This is a genomic window from Desulfosoma caldarium, from assembly GCF_003751385.1.
Lineage (GTDB): Bacteria > Desulfobacterota > Syntrophobacteria > Syntrophobacterales > DSM-9756 > Desulfosoma > Desulfosoma caldarium.
Map to the genome: position 1 here is coordinate 491108 of NZ_RJVA01000010.1, position 19536 is coordinate 510643.

Below are 19536 nucleotides of genomic sequence, written 5' to 3' on the forward strand. Positions count from 1 at the left end.
TGCCGTCCATCCTTCACCACTTATAGTTCAAATTCTCCGAGCCCCGACACTTTGAGAAGCACTCGGCCTGTACCCATTTCCAAACGCACGGTTCGATTCACGTTGCCCCCCACATGCTCGGCGGCAATCAGCACATTGTTCTTCCAAAAGATCTTGCGAAGCATCATGTAGTTGCGTTTTCCGATGTTAAAAACGCCGTCTTCATCCAAAATCTGAGCTCCCCCTACCACCTTAACAATCAAACTTCTCTTGGTGGCACCGTACTTGTAAGTTTCCTTGAAAAGCATGGGAACACCCGTATCCGCAAACATGGCCGGTTTGGACTTCGCCTTGACGGGATCGGTGCTGGATTCGGGAAGCATGTAGTGAAGCATGCCGCCCACACCCACTTTGGGGTCATAGAGGACCACCGCAATGCACGATCCCAAGGAATAGGTGATGATCACATCGTTTGGATCACGACTTACGGCCATATCTGCTACACCGACAATCACACGGTTCATGGGCTCTCTCTCAGCGTTCGCACGTTGTAACGTCACAACCCTTTAGATCTTTTTGTACACAGCAGGTTTGATGTACTTTAAAGGGTGACGCAAACCCGTTAAACTTTCTGAATGTCCAACAAAAAAATATCCCCCCTCGTGCAAATAAGCCGACATCTTTTGGATAAGACTCTCCTGGGTTTTTTTATCGAAATAAATCATCACATTGCGGCAAAAGATCACATCAAAGGGCCCGGAAAAGGGAAAGGGATCCATAAGGTTAAGCCGTCGAAAGGCAATGATCTCTTTCAACTCGTTGCACACCCGATAGCTCTTTGGCGAAGCCCCGTCCCGGATGGGTTCAAAGAAACGCTGTCGCAAGGCCGCCGGCACATTGGCCAACTTGGTTTTTTCATATATGCCCGCCATCGCGGTCTGCAAGACACGGGTGGAAATGTCGGTGGCCAAAAGCCGAAAATCCCATCGTGATCCCCCCCCCAGGAAGGCTAGCACGGTCATGGCGATGCTGTACGGCTCCTCGCCCGTCGAACACCCGGCGCTCCAGATCCGAATCCGAAAAGTGCCGTTTTTTCGGTTTCTTTCCACAATTTCCGGCAGAGCTATCTTTTCGAGAAATTCAAAGTGCTTGGGTTCTCGAAAAAAGTAGGTGAGGTTGGTGGACACGGCGTCAAAGAATTTGACGTATTCGTCACGGCCCGCTTCCGAGAGAATAAAATCCAGATATTGCCGCGGTGTGGCAATGCCCGTGGCGCGCAGCCTCTTAGCCAGTCGAGCCTCCAAGAGTGACTTCTTCCCGTCGTGCAGATGAATTCCTGCTTCCTGGTACACCAAGGTGCTGAATTTCTGGAAAAGGCTTTGAGTGAGTCGTTGCATCAGCCAGTCCTCACTTCACGATGGTCCTGTTGTGTGGCAGAATTTAAGTTTCGAAAAGCTGTTCGCGAAACACGAGTCGTGGCTTCGGAAGCTTTTTCGAATGTGCCTGCTTACCGTCCTTCAACCATCATCCGCCATACTTAAGCATCGAGGACCCAACATGTTCGCAACGTCGGTGGGTTTCCGCGAGCACGGCGTCAAGGCTTACAAGCTTCGCGGACACCCTCACGGCACTTTGTCGAAGTGCCCCTTCTCTTACTCTTAGACTCCATGAAGTCATCCCCTCGAGCAAAAACAGCGCTCTCGCGGTTTGCATCTTGAGGGAAGGTTGGGGGTCGTCCCTTTGAAAACATGGACCCGAAAATCGCCCTTGTCGGCCGAAGCGTTCTTCCAGCCCGTTATGGCCCAGGCTGCACAACACCTCGCCTTGGCGCCGGCGACCCTCACCCTAACGTTCCATCGCCCCTGTGCGCCGCTGCGACTCAACGACTCCGTCCATGACACGGCACGGCCGCGCTCTATCGCAATTCGAAAGCGCCGTGATCGTCTCGGCGTTGCCGTCATTGCATTGATCGGAATTTTGAGAGATCGACTTAAGGAAAAAATTCGAAAAAATGATCTATCGCTGGGGACGACTCGGGTGTTGATCGGTCTGTGAAGGCAAGGCAGGGGAGAAGCCCGGCATGGGCCACGGCCGTTCCACTTCGATGGTCAAACGGCGAAGCATTTCCCATGAGGCAGCCTCTTTGCGTTCTTCCACAACGCGCTGATCCAAGGCGCCAGGCCCTCCGTGGGGCTCCGTACGAAGGATCACCTCATCGTCCGTCTCCACCTTTTCGGCAAAAGACGCGGTGGGATTCAGTACCCCATGGACAGACACGCCATGGTGCCACACCCACAGGGCCTGCCCCAAGACGACAGCACTCCATACCCATCGGGGAACCCTCACACGTAATCCCCCCGGTGCCACTTGATCGATTCCACATACGCCAGCACGCGGGCTTCCTGAGCCATTTGGCGCACTGGATGATCATCTTGCAGCGTTTCCGTGCACTGCAAAATCTCTTCGGCCGCTTGACCCAGATTGGTCAGCATTTGACCCATGGCCCGAAGATCTCTGGAACCCCCCAAGCCATTGGAACACATGGCGGCAAGTCGCTCCAGGGCTTCCCCCATGGCCTGCATTGCAGGCGACGCCGTCCAGGCGTCAATGGTGGGGGCTTCCGTCACGGCAATGCCGTCACCTTTTGAAGGGCCCGCTGCCGCAACCGCTGAGCTTTGCGCGAACCCGTTCACCTCTTGATGAAGCAGATCGCCAAAGGATGCGGCAACGGTCTTACCTCCCGGTCTCTTTTGCGCCTCCCAAAGGACGCCTTCCAGTCGAGGATCGCTTTCAACTTTCATGGACGATCACCTCACAGGATTATGTCTACTTTTAACCTCGTAAGGAGCAAGTCGCGTGCCAAGGAAAAGGGCGTTGCTTGAAACGCCTCGACAGAAGACATTGTCCACGACGGTGCGCCGTCGAGAACGCACAGTGATTGAAAGAAACGGCCTCCGCTCACCCCCATGCACCTTGACTCACGCTCACAAAAATAGCCAATGGGATGGGCTCTGAAAGTTTTTCCGGTATGATATGAAAAAAATTCCCTATCTGGGAAGGAAAACTTGGGCCATCGTGCCACCTGTTTCGCGGGGCATCAGAGACACCGTGGCACCGTAGGGCCGAAGAAGCCTGGAAGCTAGGGTTAGGCCGAGGCCGAGGTGTGAAAAGATTTTATCCGCTTTGCGCACCTCGTCGGGCCATCCCGTCACAAAGGGCTCAAACAGTTCTTCCGGGCCTCGATCTTGAGGCAGCCCGCAGCCGGTGTCCTCGAAGCGGATCACCACGTGGTGTTCGGTCACCTCGGTCGATAAGATCAAAATCTTTTCCGTGGATGCTCTCATGGACAGCAGGGCGTTTTCCATAAGATGTTCCAAGGCCGGCACCAAATGCCTGCCTCGAATGCGCAGCAACGGGACCTTGGGTGCAGGCCGCATCTCCATCGTCACGTGGTGTTTGCAAAAAAGATCCGCCCGATAAATGCACTGCAGCTTTTCCAGAATGAGATTCACTTCCACTTCCGATTCATTGACTTCGATCTCGTGAATGACCATGAAATCCTTAAGCATTTCAGAAAAAAGGCGCACCTGGTCAAGGGTCCTCTGGATTCTTCCTTTTTGCGCATCGCACAAGGGCCGAAGAGCTTCCGCAAGGGGACCGGTGTGAACCAACAGGTGTGAGTCGATTTTGGCGTGATGGCGGTCCATGAGTTCCAACAGCATGGAAATGTTTTGCAGCGGACCGTTAATATTGTGAATCAAGCCGCGCAGCAGACGTCCCATGTGCGCCGGGCGGTCCAGTTCGGCCAACGCATCCACAGGACATTCGGTTCCAGCAGCAGTTTTGAGCGGCCCCATGTGCTATTCCTTGATGACCCCGTCTTTGTGGCACGGATCGGCATGGAGGGGGCCCGTATCCTTCACCCTATCCTTGGACGCCGCTTCCGAACCCCGATGTTCCTTTTCTTTTCTTTGCATGTGAAACACCAGGCGAATAATGGCCTGGCGGTCCACTTCATCGATTTCCACAAACCGAACGCCCACATGGTTGGCCTTCAGATTCGATTTTTCCGAAGAAGGCTCCACCCAACAGATTTTACCCACGGCGTAAATGGGACGAGGGTCGCCCACTTGAGGCATCAGGCACAGTTCCAGGTGGGCTCCCACGGGATGAAGGCTGAGCGTGGCAAAGGAGAGACCACCGCCACTGATGTCCACCACTTGGCCTTGATAGGCGTAGGCAGGCTTGCGGGCACCCTGGCGTTCCAAATAGCCGAGAATTCGGTCCACCTTGGATTCCAGCTTGCCCAACGATTCCAGAATGGCGGAAACGACGGGATCATCCACAATCCCCTCCCTATCTATGGCAGGCTCTTTGTGCTCGCCAAATCCAAGAAAGAAGGGAGGGCTCGAGCCCGGCGGCAGCTCGTTATACAACACGGTCAACTCAGGAATGCGTACCCGCAAGTACTCTCTGTTGTTCATGGCGTCCCCGCGAAACCTTTTTGGCAAAGCTGGAAAGAAAGGCATCCACCACGTTGGGATCAAACTGTTTGTTGCGATTGTTGACCAATTCGGCCACGGCTTTTTCTACGGGCAACGAATCTCGGTAAGCTCGCTTGGACGTCATGGCGTCAAAGGCATCCGCCACCGCCACAATCCGTGCCAGCAAAGGGATATTTTCGCCCGCCAGCCCGTCCGGGTACCCCAACCCGTCCCATCGCTCATGATGGTGGCGAATGATCGCCCTTTCTTCGGCGCCCAGCCCAAGATCCTTGATGATACTTTCTCCTATCACCGGATGCCTCTTGACCACCTCGTACTCCTCCCGCGTCAGAGCCCCCGGTTTGTTCAAGATCTCATCCGGCATGCCGATCTTGCCGATATCATGCAAGTATCCGACAGTATTAAGTATTTCAATGTACGTTTCGCCAACGCACATTTCTCGAGCCAGTTCCACCGCGATCTGCGTGACCCGCTCCGAATGCTTGCCCGTGTAAGGATCCTTGGCTTCCAAAGCGTTCACCAAAGATCGTAGAATGCCGTAAAAGTTGCTGATGAGGCTCTCATAGAGAGCCATATTTTCCACGGCAAGAGCTGCCTTTTTGACAAGGAAATCCAACAAGGCTTCCTCGTCACGGCCCGTAGACTTTTCCGGGCCTTCATGTAAGAGGACCAAGAATCCAAACAGTTCCCCTCGAATCCAAAGAGGCCAGAGGCTGCAGGATGCGTTGAGAATACCGGCCATGGAAAAGGACACGGACGATTCGGAAAAAGGCTTCGACAAGGCCCCAACACGGTTCGTCTCGTGCTTTGAACCGTTGGAACTTCCGTTCTGCGAAAGTGCCGAAAAAGCGCTGACGATGGACCTGAGCGCAGCACGAACGGGGCGCTTTTCCTGCGCCAAGAGGTGACGCAGCGTCATGTCGGAGACGGGAAGAATCTTTGGCAGATGCCCGTTGGAAAGGCCTTTGTGGGCCATGAGGACAATGCGTTGGTGATCGGGCAGGTAGATAAAAAAACCCACTCTTTTTCCAGGTACCACCGAAGCTGCCAGATCGGCGATGGCCGTGTACAGGTCGTCACTGGACCGCGTCTCATCGATCGCTCGAGAAATGTGAAACAGCTTGTCATTGAATCGTATTTTCTTTTGCAGTTCCTTGTTGACCACCTTCAGCTGTTCCTGGGCCTGGCACTCTAGTTTCAAGCTCACATTTTCAAGCAGAAGGGCTCTTTCCTTGACGACGCGTTCCATGGCCAGGGCCAAATCCTGAAGCGTAAACGGTTTGGTCAGAAAGTCCGATGCGCCAAGCCGCATGGCCCCAATGGTGGCGTCCATGGTCGGATAACCACTCATCATAATCACGGGAAGCGTTCGATCCCTTTCCTTTAAGCGCCCAAGAACATTGACGCCGTCCATGTCGGGGAGTTTGAGATCGATAAAAGCACAGTCGAACTTTTGGTGCTCAAAAGCCCGCAGAGCCTCCGAGGCTCGAGAACACACCAGCACCTTCTCGTGGCCCAACTGCAGCAAATAATCCCGCAGGATTTCGCCCAAAAGCTGGTCGTCTTCCACGATCAGAATATTCATCGAATTTCATCCACTTGGCGAAGAATATGCCTCTTGAGTCGCTCGAACTCGGCGTCATCCACAATGCGTTCTCGGCGCAATTCCTTGAGGCGCTCCAGGTCCGTAAGGACTTGGGCCATGGGATCCTTTGGTCCTTCGAGGGCATTGAGGGGCAGAGGTTGTCCGGAAACCAGGAGCATGGAAGATCGCCCCGTGAAGCCGCTGGATGCCGCGCCCTCGGCCGCATCGTCGCCGTTTTCCTCGTTCCGCCCTGCCTTTCGCGCCTCATTTTCCAAGGCCTGCAGACGCAGGTAGGCCTTTTCCAATTCCTGCAAAAGTGCCAGGCGCTCCCGAAGCATTCTCACCCTATCGATGGCGTTTCGCGTGGAAACCGCCACTTCGTCAATGCGAAAGGGTTTTTGAATGTAGTCATAAGCTCCGCTGCGAATGGCTTCTACGGCCGATTCCAAGCTGCCATACCCGGTAATGATCAGGGCCAGAATGTCGGGATAAAGCTGGCGAGCTCGTTTGAGGAGCGTCAATCCGTCGATGCCAGGCATGTTGAGGTCCGTGATGAGAATGTCGAAGCGGGAGCGTTCCAGCAGCGCTACCGCCTCTTCGCCACTGGCCGCCAAAGAAAGTTCCGTGTCCTCTTCAGCAATGGCGTCTCTGAGTACGTCACGGTACACTTCATCGTCATCGACAATCAAAATTTTGACTGGCCGTTTTTCCACGTCTCATCCTCAATGCCAACTCATTCACCCCATCGCCGTCCCACACTGGGGCCCTCACACCTTGCCGTTTAGCAAGACCCCTGTCAACTCCTCCAGCTTTTCCCTCAACCTGAGCATCTCCTCGGGGGGGATCTGCCGAATGATCTCCCCGGTGTCCTTGTCCAGAACGCGCACCACCAAGTCCCCCGTCTTATCACGGATTTCAAAACTTAACCGAATGCTGTGCTGGAGCAAATACTGCTGCACATCCTCGACCACATTCTGAACATCTTTTAAGTTAACAAGATTCATGCCGGAATTGGAAGCCTCCTCGTCCGGGCGCCGCATGGCGGACTGAGACGTTTCTTTGGAAGCTTCCACCGGGGCAATAATCGTCTGCGGCTTCCACTGCGGGTCCTCTCGAACCCACATGTCCGCCGACACCGCCGTCAATTGATTCACTTTGACGTCCATCTCTTTACCCTCCTGGCTCATTTGAGGCATCCCGCCCCGCTCTTCCATCCATGTTAGCGCCCTTAAGAAAGGACGCTAGCTGCCATGCCATGTGCCGAGCCACCTGACGGTGGTCCGCCGCCCCTGGGCCGGAGACCACGTGCCACAACAATTCCACATCGGTCGATGGAAAAGATCGACCCGTCTGCACCACTTCCCACAGGGTCACGAGTTTGTGAGCGTCCACAAGACGAACGGTGATGACCAGCACCGTGGGAAGCGCCCCCGACCCCACGTGGATTTGCTCGACGGTTCCTGTGAGCACCAATCCGCAGGCGTCCGGCATCTCCTTCAGGCCAAAGCTCGCTTCCATGCCGGGTTCTTGGGGTTCCATGATCAGAGGCGACGAAAACACGCCCTCTCGGGCCAGTACTTGCCGGTACGCGGAGGCCAGCGGCATGCCCACGCTTTCCATTCCCGCAGGGCTCTGAAACGGAAGGATGCACAGGCGCCTGTGCGCGTAAGGATCATAGGGCCGCCAGGAAATGACATCCAAAGGGGCTAGCTGGACCGGACTGGACCTTTGAAAGTCAGGTCCCGTCGCGCATCCGGCAGCGCACGCAACGAACACCAGCCCCACAAGGCTCCATGAGGCTTTCCAACGAAGACCGAAAAAGACAAAAAGCTTCATGGCACCGGTCCTTGTCGCAGGCACACCGGCAGGTGCACCGCGCATCCTCCCATTTGCGTATTGACGATTCCAATGGTTTAATCGGAAGAAAAGGGGCAACACATGAGGAATTTCTGCAGGGGAAGACCTTGAAAGCGGTCACAGGAACCATGGCTCATGAAGCAAAACGCGCCATGATCTCCAAAAGCTTCTGATAACTCAACGGCTTGGAACACACAAAGTCCACACCACGATCCTTCAAATCCTCGTCTTCATACTGCGATCCCCAACCGCTCACCAAAATGACCGGAACCTTCGGTTGATGCTTCTTAGCACAAGCTGCAACCTCCCAGCCGTTGACATCGGGCATGCCAAGGTCCGTAAGCACCAGATCAAAGGGTTGCGCCACCAACATTTCAAGGGCCCTGCGCGGATCGTGCAGCGCTGTGACAGTATGGCCCATGAGCCGAAGCATATCCCCCAGGAGTTCCAAAACCTCACGATCGTCATCCACCACGAGCAACCGCTTTCTCATGGATTGAACCGGACCGGCCTTTGGGATCGCTGGCCGACAGGCCTGGGTTCGAGCCGCCGGTAATCTAAGAGTAACGGTCGTGCCCTTGCCGGGAGCGCTTCGCACGCCCAGGTGCCCTGACCAGCGTTGGATCAAACCTGCGCACACACTGAGCCCCAAACCCGAGTTGCACGCACCTTTGGTGGTGAAAAACGGGTCAAAAATTCTCTTTTGTGTCGGCTCATCCATACCCACTCCGGTATCCGTCACTTCTAGAACAACCTGATCCTCCTCCTCATAGGAGCGAAAGCGCAAAACACCCCCGTGCGGCATGGCATCAATGGCATTGAAGACCAAATTCGTCAGCACTTCACGAAAATCGGCAGCGTTAATGGCCGCGCACGCGTTCGACGACAATTCTTTGACAATTTCCACCCGGCGCCCTTGTTTTTCCAGGGCGTTTTTCCAGCGCGGCCGAGTGAGTTCCAAAACATCGTGAACCGCCTCATGGATCAGTGTCTTTTCTTCACTCTTTGAAACGCCGCTGTCTTTTCCCGTAAAAACCTGAAGGCGCCGCACCACATGGGCGCCGTCGAGCACCGCCTTTTCGATATTCTGAAGGCGGCGCCGAACCTGAGGATCCGCCTTCGAAAGTTCCTTATGCAGCAGTTGCGTGTTGCCGAGAATAGTCATGAGAATGTTGTTAAAATCGTGCGCCACACCACCGGCCATGGTTCCCAGGGACGCCAATTTTTCCGTGCGAAGAAGCTGCTGAGAATACGCCTTTTTTTCGGTAATGTCTTCCATAATCAGAAGAAAGTTCGCGCCGTGTTCCAAGGGCGGATCCAATGATGCCAAGGTCACGCTCACGGAAAAACGCCGCCCTTGCCCGTCGACGGCCGTTGTGTCCGCTTCCCGAGCGCTCCCTGCACTTTGCGCTCTGAAAACAAGCCGCCGCAAGACTTCGCAATCCTCAAACAAGGATTCGGCCTTGGCTTCAGCAGTGCCGCTCAGCCACGAATCTAAAACATCGTTGGCCATCACGAACCGCGCCTGGGCATCCAAGACGCCGAGGCCATAAGGACTCAACCGAAACACCTCGAATAGAACCTTTCGCGCCAGGTCGGAATCCACCGGCAGGGTTCGCGGCATGGATTTTAAAGGCTTCATGTTCCGGGTGCCGCCCCTTGATGGGTCTGCAATGGGTATGTGACCTTGGGGCAGGTCCTTTTGAACGTGAGCCGACGGAGAACCACTGGCTCCAGTCTCTCCCGTGAAAAGCGACGGAACGCGCTGGTCAACCTCAAATTCTCCCATGACCCCTCACGATGCCTTTGGGTTGTTTCGCGCCCAAAATTCCCCCTTTAAACGTATCGTCCAAATGAGGGCCGAGCCTTAAGAAAAAAACCATAAAGCCAGTAGTATTTTTCACCTAACCTGAGCGATTTACGCGCAAAAAAATCCCACCTAATGGGCTAATTACATGGTATAATGAGCTTGTTTTGAAACATCACATACCTCGCAACTGTAACCCAAAAGGTGGGAGGTTCATAATGGGACGTACCACAACCGCGACAAAAAGCAAAGCAAGAATTGAAGGCGTTGAGGTGACCGACGATACGCTCACAGGCCGCGGTGGTTTGAGTCTGTTTGTTCGCTATCTTCGCAACATCAAGATTTTTCGGCAGATCGATACTTTCTTTGGCTCCATGCGTCGCAGCCGCAAGGGGCAGCCCATCACCGAGATTTTCAAGCAGCTGCTGTGTTTTTTTATGGACGGCACGAGCCGGCACCTGGTCTACTTCGATACCCTGACCAAGGACACGGGCTATGCCGCGGTCATCGAGTGTGAGCCAGGTCGCATGCTTTCCTCCCACGCCGTCAAACGGTTCTTCTGCTCTTTTTGGTGGCCGCGCATTTACTTGTTCCGCCACCTTTTGCAGCGGTTGTTCTTGTGGCGTCTTAAGCTGCAAGAGCCCGATCTGATTGTTTTGGGCATTGACACGATGGTCATGGACAACGACGAGGCCCGTGTACGCCATGGGGTCAAGCCCACCTACAAGCGTGTCAGAGGATTTCAGCCGCTGCAGATGACGTGGCAAAACCACGTGATCGATGCGGTCTTTCGTCGCGGAGATGCCCACAGCAACAACGGCAATACGGTGGAGCAGATGGTACGCCATGTGGTGGCCAGGATCCGCAAGCACTATCGAGCCGACGTGGCCATCATTGTTCGCATGGACAGCGGTTTTTTTGACCAGAAGCTCTTCGAGGCTTTTGAAGATTTGAGCATTGGCTACATCTGTGGCGGCAAGCTCTATGGGCCGATCAAGGAATTTGTGGCCCAAAGCCAGAGGAACCAGGCCGCCTGGGGCCTCTACAAGCAAGGGAGCCAGGTCTGGCAATACCTGGAGCTTGGCACAAGGTGCGGTCAGTGGAAGTCGTTTCGTCGAGCGCTGTTTTGCCGTCCGCTGTATCAAGATGCCCAGATGCTGTTGCCTTTTGCCCGGCCCGACACGGTGGTGGTCACCAACCTGGGTATGGGACAGGCCATCGATAAGGTGCTCACCAAGGCTGGACATGGTCAATGGCTTCAAGGGCAAGGGATCATCGCAGCTTACCACGGCCGGGGCAGTGAGGAGCTGGTGCATCGAGCGCTGAAGGATTTCGGCTTCGAACAGCTGCCTTTCAAGCGCTTTGCCCCCAATGCCGCCTTCTACTACACGATGCTGGTGGCCTTTTTTCTCTACGAGAGCTTCAAGCACGACGTCTGCGCACCGGTGGTCGAGCCCGTTTGCTATGCCAACACGCTGCGCCGTAGGGTGATGGACATCGCCGCCAAGATCGTGCGTCACGGCCGCCGTGTGGTGCTGAAAGTGACGGCGGCAACCTTTGAGGCCCTCCATTTCGACAGGCTTTGGCAAAAAAGCGGGGCGCCGCCCAGATATTGCTGGGGGTAAGGGAAGTCCAGCACCGAAGAAATCACCTACAAGTGGAGAGGTGTCTCCAAAATCGCGTAAATTTGACGATATACTAAACATCAGGGCTCTTTCACGAAAAAATTTCACTGTCAGTACCTGAAAGATGGCCATCGGAGTGGCAGAATCGACGCTTCGAAGGTCAAGGAAACGATCGCCGGCTCTTTCTTGCGCCAGAATCGCTCAATTTAGGTTTCATATGCCATCATAAACAGGATCTTACAATGAAAAAATGGTCACAATGTGATGACGCTTTTCATGTGTCTTGTATCGGCACACGTTTTGCCCTACACTTCGCCGTGATCGGTGGGCTTAACGGAAGAGGGCCCCTCTTTGTCTAAGACTTTGAACGCTGATGGGGAGATGACCATGCATTTCAAGACAGCCTGGGCGATTTTTATCACAAGCGTATCCGCGTTTCTCGTCTTTGGATCCCCTGGGCCCGAGGCCTCCTCGGCCGTGTCCTGCCCCGACATCGCCGTGGTTCAAGAAAGGCTCTCTAACGCTTTTCAAGGGCGAAATGTTACGGCTAAAGCCATTGAACCGTCGCCTGTTTCGGGTCTTTGCCAGGTTCATGTGAGGGTGAACGAAAAAAGTCAGATCCTTTACACGGATCCTTCCGGCCGCTATCTCATTTTGGGACAAATCCTTGACGCTCAGGAAAAGAAAAACCTGACGCGAGCCCGTCTGGAGGAATTCAATCGACTGACGGCACAGGACAAAGAGGCCTTAGACGATCTGGTGGCCTTTACACTGGGACCCGCCACAGCGCCCCACACGGTCTATTTCGTCACGGATCCTCAGTGCCCCTATTGCAAGCGAGCCGAAACCACTCTGGAAGCCATGGCCTCGGAAGGTGTACTTCAAGTGCGCTATGTGCTCTATCCCCTGCCTATGCACCCGGGAGCCCGCGAATCCTGCATCGCGCTTGTCTGTGATAAGAAAGGGCATGACGATTTCAAGAAAAACTACAAATCGGACAATCAGTGTCCGGAAGGAACGAACAAGATCGATGCCACCATGAAGTTCATGCAAGCCCATGGCATCAATGGAACGCCCACCTACATTTTTTCCGACGGCACTTTTCGTTCGGGCGTGATGGATCGTTCAGCCCTGGAAAACAAATTGAAAGCCCAATAGACCCTTTGTGTCCTTTTGACAATGAGCCCTCTCCACCACTTCAGACGAGAACGCCTCGCCATCGCCTTCGGGCTTATGACGGTCGTGGCCCTCGGGTTTTGGGTGCGGTTCGCTCCCTACGGCGCCTGGAAACAGCATCCGGAACGGTGTTTCGTGCAGGGGGATCCCCTTCCCACCACCTTTGACGCCCCCTACTACATGCGCCTGGCTCGGGATGTGGTGGAAGGCACCTATGCGCGTCAGGACCTTCAGCGCGCCGTGCCAGACGGGGTGAATCGACCTTGGCCGGCCCCGCTTCTAAGTCTGCTCACGGCAGGCATACATCAGCTCAGCGGGGTTTCCATACCCTGGATCGCTCTGGTGCTCCCGCCGATTCTGGGGGCTCTTTTGGCCCTATGCCTTTACGTACCCGCACGCGCGCTCATGGGCCCTTTGGGTGCCGTGATCGCATGCGCCGCCTTGGTTTTCTCTCCTTTCGTGGTGCACCGCACCAACCTGGGCCGTTTTGATACGGACAGTCTTAACGTGGGACTGCCCTTGCTGGCCATCGGCTGTCTTATGGCCTGGGTCCAGGCACGGCGTCGCGCGCCTCTGTGGTTCGCGGCCGCCGTGGGGTCGGTTGTGCTTCACGCTTGGTGGTGGGATCAGAGTCCTCAAACGCCGTTTCTCCTGGCCGCTATTCCCATGGGCACAGCCCTTGCCATGCGCTTTCGGTCCGGGGATCGTCAATCCTTATGGGTTGCTGTGGCCCTACTTATGGCTTGTGCCGGCGCGGTTTTTCTCCTGAAGGGAGCCACCCCATTTTGGCAGGCGGCTGAGCGGGCCTGGGGACAGCTCACGTACATGCTGGTCAAGCAAGCCCCGGCAGATTTTCCCAACATCGGCCTATCCATAAGTGAGCAGGTGCGACCGACCTTTGAGGAAGTGGGCCGCAGTGTGGCCGGCCATTCAGTGGTTTTGGGCATCGCAGCCATCGGCCTTCTTTGGCTTTTGATTCGTCAGCCAAGAGCTCTTTTCTTTTTTGCCCCCTTCCTCGTTCTGGGCTTCGGTGGCGTTTTCTTTGCGCAGCGCCTTGCCATCTTCACTGCACCTCTGGTTGGCCTTGGCCTGGGCACTCTCGTGGATCGATTGCAGCACCAACTGGGTTCTTTTCGGCTCGCCCGCGTTGCTTTTGCCGGGCCTTTGGTCGTGGGCGCTGTGATGCTCCTTCCGGCCTTTGTCAAGGTAGCGCAGACCGTGCGGTGGCCCTCGGAAAGTGCGCCGGTGGTGCAGGGCATGGTGGAAGCGTCCCGGCGCACCCCGAAAAATGCCGTGCTCTGGGCCTGGTGGGACCACGGCTACCACATTCAGTATTGGGGGCGCCGTGGCACGCTGGCCGACGGTGAAATCCACGGCGGCGACCTGGTGGTGCCTTTGGCCATTCCCCTGGTAAGCTCCGATGATAATTTTGCTGCGGATTTTATGATCTTTTTCAGCACTCGAGGCTTAGCAGGCATGCATGCCTTTTTCCAGGCCAACAACCTCAATGCGGCCCAAGGCCTTGCGGCGCTGAAAACGATGCTCTCGGCAGGGCCCGACCGGTGTGAAGCGAAGGCTCAGGAACTGGGGCTTCAGCGCATTCCTCAAGAAGACTCATGGCGTGCGTTTTTCTTTCCCGACCCGCCGCGCCCCGTGTATCTCTTCCTGGACCAGCTGCTTTTGAAAACAGCTTACTGGTGGTACTGGTTTGGCACCTGGAATCCGGCCACAAGAGACGGCGTGCATCCTGCCTATCGCCCGCTCTACCCCGTCGCCGTGTGGTCCGATGGACCAAACCGACAACCTCGCACCGCTGGGGTGCATCTTCAGCGAGGTGAGCTCCATCTGGGCGATCGCATCATCCCCTTGGGGACTCTGGGCCTCATCGGCCCGAACGGCACACGAACGCTCTTTCGTTATCGCTTTGAAGGCGGGCCGCATTTGGATGTGCATCGAGCCGCCGGCTTTGGCGTGCTCATGAAAGGGGCGCCCATTGCGGAATCCCTCTTTCACCGTCTGTTTTTTGTCAATGCCCCGCCATCCAGCGGCCGCTTTCGCCGCATTGCGCATCGCCCCTTCGTGTACCAACTTTGGGAGGTTCTTCCGGCTTCGCTCGAAGGAACACGCCCCAAGCCCAAACGGCCTTCACCCTGAAACGAAAACTCCAACGCCAGCCAGGGAAAACCACGGAAAAAACTCCTCGGTCATTCCCCGAAGACCTGGAGCTGCACCCCAAGGATTCCCTGTCCGCGTCGGCAAGGACATTTGCCGCATGCAGGCTGCCTTGAACCCTCGGCTTCCGCAAATTTCGCCCACCCCGTCGGATGCGCGCAAGCTCATTCCTGCGATGCCAACGTGGACAACATGCACGGTTTTACCAGGTGTTTTGCGGGAACGCCGCATGGCACCATCCCTTCCATTTCTCGAACCGTACGCTCGTCAAAAGCTTTTATCGCGGCGCGCGGCGCTTCTCCTTGATTTGATCTTATTTCTCCAGAAAGCGGTGCCAGGAGCCCTTGACTTTCTTGGTGACGAACCGCGTACCCAGCGCCGTTTCGTTGTTGAAAACCCCATCGCCCACGATTTGCACGCGTGCCCCCCCATCTCTGGAGATTACGCGGGCATAAAGGTGCTCATCCTCCACGAAAAGGCCCGTGACATTGCCTTCCGTTTCCGCCACGAGCACGGGATCGACAAGGGTGTTCAGGGCCGAAAGATCCACCGCATAGACCTTTCCACCTTTGTTCGCTTTGTCTTGAAGCGGGGAACACGGATCGTCGGTGTCGCTCACCGCCGTGCCGAAATAAACCCTGCCGGCGGCCGCCACGGCTTCCGCCCAGATGCGATGCCCTGAAGGAAGGGCCCAGACCCATTCGGCATCGCTTTCGGCCTTCATGCCCTGCGATGAACAGGGCAGACCCTCAGGAGTCCTGAGCGTGTCTTCGGTCCAATCCATGCGACACACGTCGTCAAAGACGTAGAACCTATATCCCGTAGGGGTGTTGGGGCTGTCGGCTCGCGCCGGGTCATCTCCCGTGCCAAACATGACCTTCACATGTGCTTCGGCAATGCTTCCGTCCGCCTTGTATCGATGCGCAAGATACACCACGGGCGCCGCATACACCGATGCCGAAACCTTAACGAAAAGGCTCACGTGAATCCGTGCCGCATCCCACGGCATTTGCCCATGATCGGGAAAGTCTACACGAATCACATGCCCATTGTTGTCCGCCACATAAGCCCGATCCACATAACCGTTGCCGTCCGTGTCCACCAACGCCGGGCTTCCACTGAGAAGACTTCCCCTGGTGGATTCCCCGAAGTCCAAGCTTACCTTTCGAATAGGCTTTCCCCGTGCCGCATCGAGCAGAAACAGCGACGGTGGCTCCAACGGTCCCGTTTGCCCTGAATTCACAAAAACGGCCCACAGGGGTGAGCCGGCATCGTTCAATCGTCCAACTCGAGCCATGGCGGGAGCCCCCCGGCTTCGAAAGAGGATGGGGTCGGTGTATTCCCAGAGAAAGGCTGGGTTGTCCGGATCCGTCACATCGAGGGCAAAAACGGATTCGCCGCCCACTCCTTGGGCCGAGACGAGCACCGTCTTAAAAGTCACCCCCGTCTGCGTCCGCACGGCCACGTCCTGCACACAGGGCGACGCATTCACCGACGGTGGCAAAATCCAAGGCTGCGGTTTGAGAAGCGAGGAAAGTCTGGATAAGGCACTCGGCGGAATGAAGGCCCAAAGTTCCGCACCGTCTCCGTAATCGTGGGCCTCAAAGTAGCCGCGATTTTCTTTCACGATTGTGCTGGGATCGTCCCCATGCCGATACCTTCCGGCATGAAAGGCGTGCACCATGCCGCCTTGGCTTCCTACGTACGCCACGGTTTTTCGCTGCGCCACCGCTTTCGATTGGCGCCACGCATCATAGGCATCCCTTTCCTCATCCACAGTCTGGGTGCCGAAATACCAAGGAGGAAGGCATGGAGGGCCAACCACGGCCGGTGTGCTATGATCGATCCCGTCCAAAGGCCACGCCCTTTTCTGGGTGGCGTTGTCAAAACCCAGGATCCTTCGAATCACAGCTTGTCGATCTTCCTGGTCATAGTGACCATCGCCGTTGAGGTCCCAGGTAAATCCCACCCCGTGAACCTTCGAGTCGTCCAGTCCCAAAAGGAGAGCCGTGGTTGTCTCTGCGGAAAAGGGTCGAAGAACCGGCGAAGAAGCCGCGCGAGCATACTCGGCGATCACGGCACAGCCTTCGCACGGAGCATGGGTGAACTCGAGGGTGTACTCTCCACTGGACCGGTTGAAGGTTCCGATGCCGTCTCCTGCCAGAATCCCGTTGCCTGTGTCTCTCAACATCAGGGGAAGTCCTGCCGATGAAACGGCCCGAAAGACCAAAGATCCGGAAAGCACGTTGGCGGCATTCACAACCCCGCTAAAATGTCGCGACGTGCCGTCGGGCACCGTTATTTTTTCCTGAACGGAAACAGCGTCAAAAAGAGCCATGAGGACCCTTCGCGCTTCGGTCTTCAGGGACCGCTCGGCCAGAGCTTGCCCCGCGTCCCAGAGGGGTTGAAACAGCGGCGTCGAAGGATGCGCCGGATCGTAGATGAGATAGGCGTGAAGGTGGCCACGAAAGGAATCGAGCCTGCCCTGAGGATCGGGAGTCATTTCGAGTCCGGAGGAATAGAGGACATTGCCCAGCACCACCGGGTCGGATCGAGAAAATTCCCCTTGATTGGACGCCGTGTAGTCCACCCGCACATCCACAATTTGTGGCGGGTCGCATCGCGTGTTCACCGTCTCCAGAATCGCCTTCCATTTCAGGGCCTGGCCCGATCGTCCCAGGCCGAGCACATCCAGATGTGCTCTTCGCGTCTTGGAACCATCCGCGTTGTCTATAATGTCGTCCCATCGATTAATGGGAATCCATGAGGTCCCGTTGTCCACGCTAATGGCATAGCGAACGTCGGCATGAGACAGTTCGCCGGAATCCAGCACGAAACCACTTTTTAACCCCTCGCAAGGCGCCCTGCGGTCTGTGACCTCAAAATCCACAGACGTTATGAAGGAATGTGTTTCCCATAGTCGAGCGCTGCTGAGGTCCTGGGAAACCACTCGGCCCGCGGCTTTGATGGTCACGGCAAACACAAGATCGTTGTGATCGGTATCGCCGCCACCGACATCATCTTCCCATCCCATCAACCGAACGCCGGGAACATCAGGGGTCGATGCCGTCACCACGTGGGAAAATTTTTTACCCGTCTGCAGCGATAAGGACACTTCCTGGTCCGGATCAAAGACAAGGCCCAGAACCTCTCGAAGTCGCTGCAGAGCTCGCTCGGAAAGCCATCCGGAAACAGGAGTACATGAGCCATCTTCCATGGCCGGCTGAGCCAATTGGAACTTTCGGCGCCCTGTGTCATCGGCAAAATCTGTGGTGCAAGGTTCCAGGCCTTCGTAGACGTCGCGATTCCACGAAGCCTTGCTGACATAGGCGTCTTCGAAGCGCCCTTTCGGGACAAGAAAAAATACGATTTCTTGCCCTTCGCCAATAATCCCAAGGCTTTTGGTCATGTCGCGAGGGGTCAAATGCCCATCACCGTCAGGAACAAAGGCCAGTCCCGTGCCGTCATCGACCACCGCCAAAGCTTCTTCCGACGTGGCAAAATCCACAGCGCTCAAAGCCGCGTCGGGAAAAGAGCGCAGGCAGCCTTCACCGTGGGGTTTGTTCAAAATGCCGTTTTGGTCCTCGTCATCAAGACAGGTCCAAATATAGGTGAAAGTTTCGTTGTCGTAAGAGGCGGGGTTCGTAAAATCGATGGCTCGCACAAAGGTTTTTCGGTCCAGGGTGCCGTCGCCTCGCACGTATCCTTTCTTTTCCGCTACGGATTTCAGGAAATATCCCAAATGATGCCCTGAGGCCTCGATGCCGACGTCGACCAACGTCACCCGCACTTCCTGATCCATGGCTGTGACAAGGCCCGAGAATGGGTCGTCCCCCGTCCCCACGCGCAGCGTGAGATGACCGCTTTGGGGGTCCAGGACCACGGATGAATCCAGCACACTGAAGTGATCCCTTTGCCACGATCCTTCGTAATGCACGGATCGAGACGGTTCGCACACGTCGGCCCCTGCAGGAAAAGACCTGAAAATCACCCAGCCCACGGTCATCGCTAAAATCAATGGCAGGAAGCAAACCCGCCTCGCGTCTTTTCCCCCATGACCCCAATCCAAGGCCGTGTTCATTTCATGGACGATTCCCTGCCCTTGGTTCATGGACTCAGCGCACGAGGGCCAAACTCTGACCCGTAGGCCTCACCGCATGGCTGTCCTTCATGTTCACATGGCTGGGCACCGTGCCCAACCCCTCCTGCGCATAGGAAAAGGCTTCCGACGGTTCGGCCGCGGCCTCCACCACCACTTCCGTTTCCTGCTGCGTTTCGGCGGGTCCAAAGCCGACGCTGCGCAGCACCAGCTGCACATTATCTCCGGACAGATCTTCAAAGGCTCCGTCTTTTCGATCTTCAGGAAGGCGCGCAAACACCTTGAATCGATGATCCCAGCCCAAATTGAGTTTCACTTCATCGTAAAGATCGCTTCGGCTGTGTTGGCCCGTATAGGGCACGGCATTGAAGAAGAGGAAATCCCAGTCGGGAAGGGAAGCACTTCCCGTGCGTTGGCGCTGCAGGTTCACGGGGTCTGTGGCAAACCATCGAGCCAGCCTTTCCTGCGCCACGGCAAGGCCCGATTCGGCGTTTCGAAACGCCGTTTCGGCCGCTCTGAGGTTGCCCGCCATGCGCATTTCCATGGCCTGATCCAGGGCGAGGCCCACGGCGAGAGCGGCCAGCGCCGCAATGATAACCAGAACTACCGTGAGCGCCATGCCTTCGCAGCGCCGAGGAATCATTGGACACCTCGTGGGATCGGTCGCCTTCATAAAAGATCAATCCTGCTCGAGGCCCCAAGAACGGCCACACGTTTGTAGGAAGACTTAG

At 56.0% G+C, this 19536-nt stretch carries 16 protein-coding genes; 3 read left to right on the forward strand and 13 right to left on the reverse strand.

Annotated features, from left to right (window positions below; translation table 11 throughout):
- Positions 1-20: 20 nt before the first annotated feature.
- The 11 genes from EDC27_RS05545 to EDC27_RS05595 all read right to left on the reverse strand — a co-directional run bounded on the left by EDC27_RS05545 (position 21) and on the right by EDC27_RS05595 (position 9568).
- Complete coding sequence (locus EDC27_RS05545; protein WP_123289600.1) at positions 21-503, reverse strand: chemotaxis protein CheD; 483 nt, start codon at positions 501-503, stop codon at positions 21-23.
- Positions 504-545: 42 nt separating this feature from the next.
- A complete protein-coding gene (locus EDC27_RS05550) occupies positions 546-1376 on the reverse strand; it encodes a CheR family methyltransferase (protein ID WP_123289601.1) in 831 nt (276 codons plus the stop codon).
- Positions 1377-1995: 619 nt separating this feature from the next.
- Entirely contained in the window at positions 1996-2289 is a 294-nt protein-coding gene (locus EDC27_RS05555) for a hypothetical protein (protein WP_123289602.1), read from the reverse strand.
- Between the two features lie 32 nt (positions 2290-2321).
- Positions 2322-2780, reverse strand: a complete 459-nt coding sequence (locus tag EDC27_RS05560) for a hypothetical protein (RefSeq protein WP_123289603.1) — start codon at positions 2778-2780, stop codon at positions 2322-2324.
- Between the two features lie 246 nt (positions 2781-3026).
- Complete coding sequence (locus EDC27_RS05565) at positions 3027-3836, reverse strand: sensor histidine kinase (RefSeq protein ID WP_123289604.1); 810 nt, start codon at positions 3834-3836, stop codon at positions 3027-3029.
- A gap of 3 nt (positions 3837-3839) precedes the next feature.
- Positions 3840-4463 (reverse strand): PilZ domain-containing protein, encoded by a 624-nt coding sequence (locus EDC27_RS05570; RefSeq protein ID WP_170161623.1) that lies wholly within the window; start codon positions 4461-4463, stop codon positions 3840-3842.
- Positions 4426-6069, reverse strand: coding sequence for an HD domain-containing phosphohydrolase (locus EDC27_RS05575; protein ID WP_123289606.1), 1644 nt, complete (start codon positions 6067-6069; stop codon positions 4426-4428). The genes EDC27_RS05570 and EDC27_RS05575 overlap by 38 nt, the downstream gene beginning before the upstream one ends.
- Entirely contained in the window at positions 6066-6782 is a 717-nt protein-coding gene (locus tag EDC27_RS05580) for a response regulator (RefSeq protein ID WP_123289607.1), read from the reverse strand. The genes EDC27_RS05575 and EDC27_RS05580 overlap by 4 nt, the downstream gene beginning before the upstream one ends.
- A gap of 54 nt (positions 6783-6836) precedes the next feature.
- Positions 6837-7235: a flagellar protein FlaG gene (locus tag EDC27_RS05585; protein WP_170161624.1), complete on the reverse strand. Its 399-nt coding sequence runs from the start codon at positions 7233-7235 to the stop codon at positions 6837-6839.
- A gap of 4 nt (positions 7236-7239) precedes the next feature.
- Positions 7240-7905: a hypothetical protein gene (locus tag EDC27_RS05590; protein WP_123289609.1), complete on the reverse strand. Its 666-nt coding sequence runs from the start codon at positions 7903-7905 to the stop codon at positions 7240-7242.
- A gap of 154 nt (positions 7906-8059) precedes the next feature.
- Positions 8060-9568, reverse strand: coding sequence for a hybrid sensor histidine kinase/response regulator (locus EDC27_RS05595; protein ID WP_170161625.1), 1509 nt, complete (start codon positions 9566-9568; stop codon positions 8060-8062).
- A gap of 383 nt (positions 9569-9951) precedes the next feature.
- Here EDC27_RS05595 and EDC27_RS05600 point away from each other — a divergent pair, with 383 nt between their 5' ends.
- The 3 genes from EDC27_RS05600 (at position 9952) to EDC27_RS05610 (ending at position 14688) form a co-directional block, all read left to right on the forward strand.
- Positions 9952-11358 (forward strand): IS1380 family transposase, encoded by a 1407-nt coding sequence (locus tag EDC27_RS05600; protein ID WP_123289611.1) that lies wholly within the window; start codon positions 9952-9954, stop codon positions 11356-11358.
- Positions 11359-11745: 387 nt separating this feature from the next.
- Positions 11746-12516: a DsbC family protein gene (locus EDC27_RS05605; protein WP_170161626.1), complete on the forward strand. Its 771-nt coding sequence runs from the start codon at positions 11746-11748 to the stop codon at positions 12514-12516.
- Positions 12517-12591: 75 nt separating this feature from the next.
- The gene (locus tag EDC27_RS05610) at positions 12592-14688 is read left to right on the forward strand and encodes an STT3 domain-containing protein (RefSeq protein WP_170161627.1); all 2097 of its coding nucleotides are present in this window, start codon (positions 12592-12594) and stop codon (positions 14686-14688) included.
- A 331-nt stretch (positions 14689-15019) separates the two neighbouring features.
- On the opposite strand, the gene EDC27_RS05615 is transcribed toward EDC27_RS05610, so the two are convergent.
- Together EDC27_RS05615 and EDC27_RS05620 are read right to left on the reverse strand one after the other, a co-directional pair.
- Positions 15020-18712: a PilC/PilY family type IV pilus protein gene (locus tag EDC27_RS05615; RefSeq protein ID WP_170161628.1), complete on the reverse strand. Its 3693-nt coding sequence runs from the start codon at positions 18710-18712 to the stop codon at positions 15020-15022.
- A gap of 109 nt (positions 18713-18821) precedes the next feature.
- Entirely contained in the window at positions 18822-19448 is a 627-nt protein-coding gene (locus tag EDC27_RS05620; protein WP_123289615.1) for a pilus assembly PilX family protein, read from the reverse strand.
- Positions 19449-19536 lie beyond the last annotated feature (88 nt).

Excerpts from the sequence above, each read along its gene's own strand:
- EDC27_RS05545 (WP_123289600.1), bottom strand. The coding sequence starts at position 503 with ATGAACCGTGTGATTGTCGGTGTAGCAGATATGGCCGTAAGTCGTGAT.
- EDC27_RS05550 (WP_123289601.1), bottom strand. The coding sequence starts at position 1,376 with ATGCAACGACTCACTCAAAGCCTTTTCCAGAAATTCAGCACCTTGGTG.
- EDC27_RS05560 (WP_123289603.1), bottom strand. The coding sequence starts at position 2,780 with ATGAAAGTTGAAAGCGATCCTCGACTGGAAGGCGTCCTTTGGGAGGCG.
- EDC27_RS05565 (WP_123289604.1), bottom strand. The coding sequence starts at position 3,836 with ATGGGGCCGCTCAAAACTGCTGCTGGAACCGAATGTCCTGTGGATGCG.
- EDC27_RS05570 (WP_170161623.1), bottom strand. The coding sequence starts at position 4,463 with ATGAACAACAGAGAGTACTTGCGGGTACGCATTCCTGAGTTGACCGTG.
- EDC27_RS05575 (WP_123289606.1), bottom strand. The coding sequence starts at position 6,069 with ATGAATATTCTGATCGTGGAAGACGACCAGCTTTTGGGCGAAATCCTG.
- EDC27_RS05585 (WP_170161624.1), bottom strand. The coding sequence starts at position 7,235 with ATGGACGTCAAAGTGAATCAATTGACGGCGGTGTCGGCGGACATGTGG.
- EDC27_RS05590 (WP_123289609.1), bottom strand. The coding sequence starts at position 7,905 with ATGAAGCTTTTTGTCTTTTTCGGTCTTCGTTGGAAAGCCTCATGGAGC.
- EDC27_RS05595 (WP_170161625.1), bottom strand. The coding sequence starts at position 9,568 with ATGAAGCCTTTAAAATCCATGCCGCGAACCCTGCCGGTGGATTCCGAC.
- EDC27_RS05600 (WP_123289611.1), top strand. The coding sequence starts at position 9,952 with ATGGGACGTACCACAACCGCGACAAAAAGCAAAGCAAGAATTGAAGGC.
- EDC27_RS05605 (WP_170161626.1), top strand. The coding sequence starts at position 11,746 with ATGCATTTCAAGACAGCCTGGGCGATTTTTATCACAAGCGTATCCGCG.
- EDC27_RS05610 (WP_170161627.1), top strand. The coding sequence starts at position 12,592 with ATGACGGTCGTGGCCCTCGGGTTTTGGGTGCGGTTCGCTCCCTACGGC.
- EDC27_RS05615 (WP_170161628.1), bottom strand. The coding sequence starts at position 18,712 with ATGACCGTGGGCTGGGTGATTTTCAGGTCTTTTCCTGCAGGGGCCGAC.
- EDC27_RS05620 (WP_123289615.1), bottom strand. The coding sequence starts at position 19,448 with ATGATTCCTCGGCGCTGCGAAGGCATGGCGCTCACGGTAGTTCTGGTT.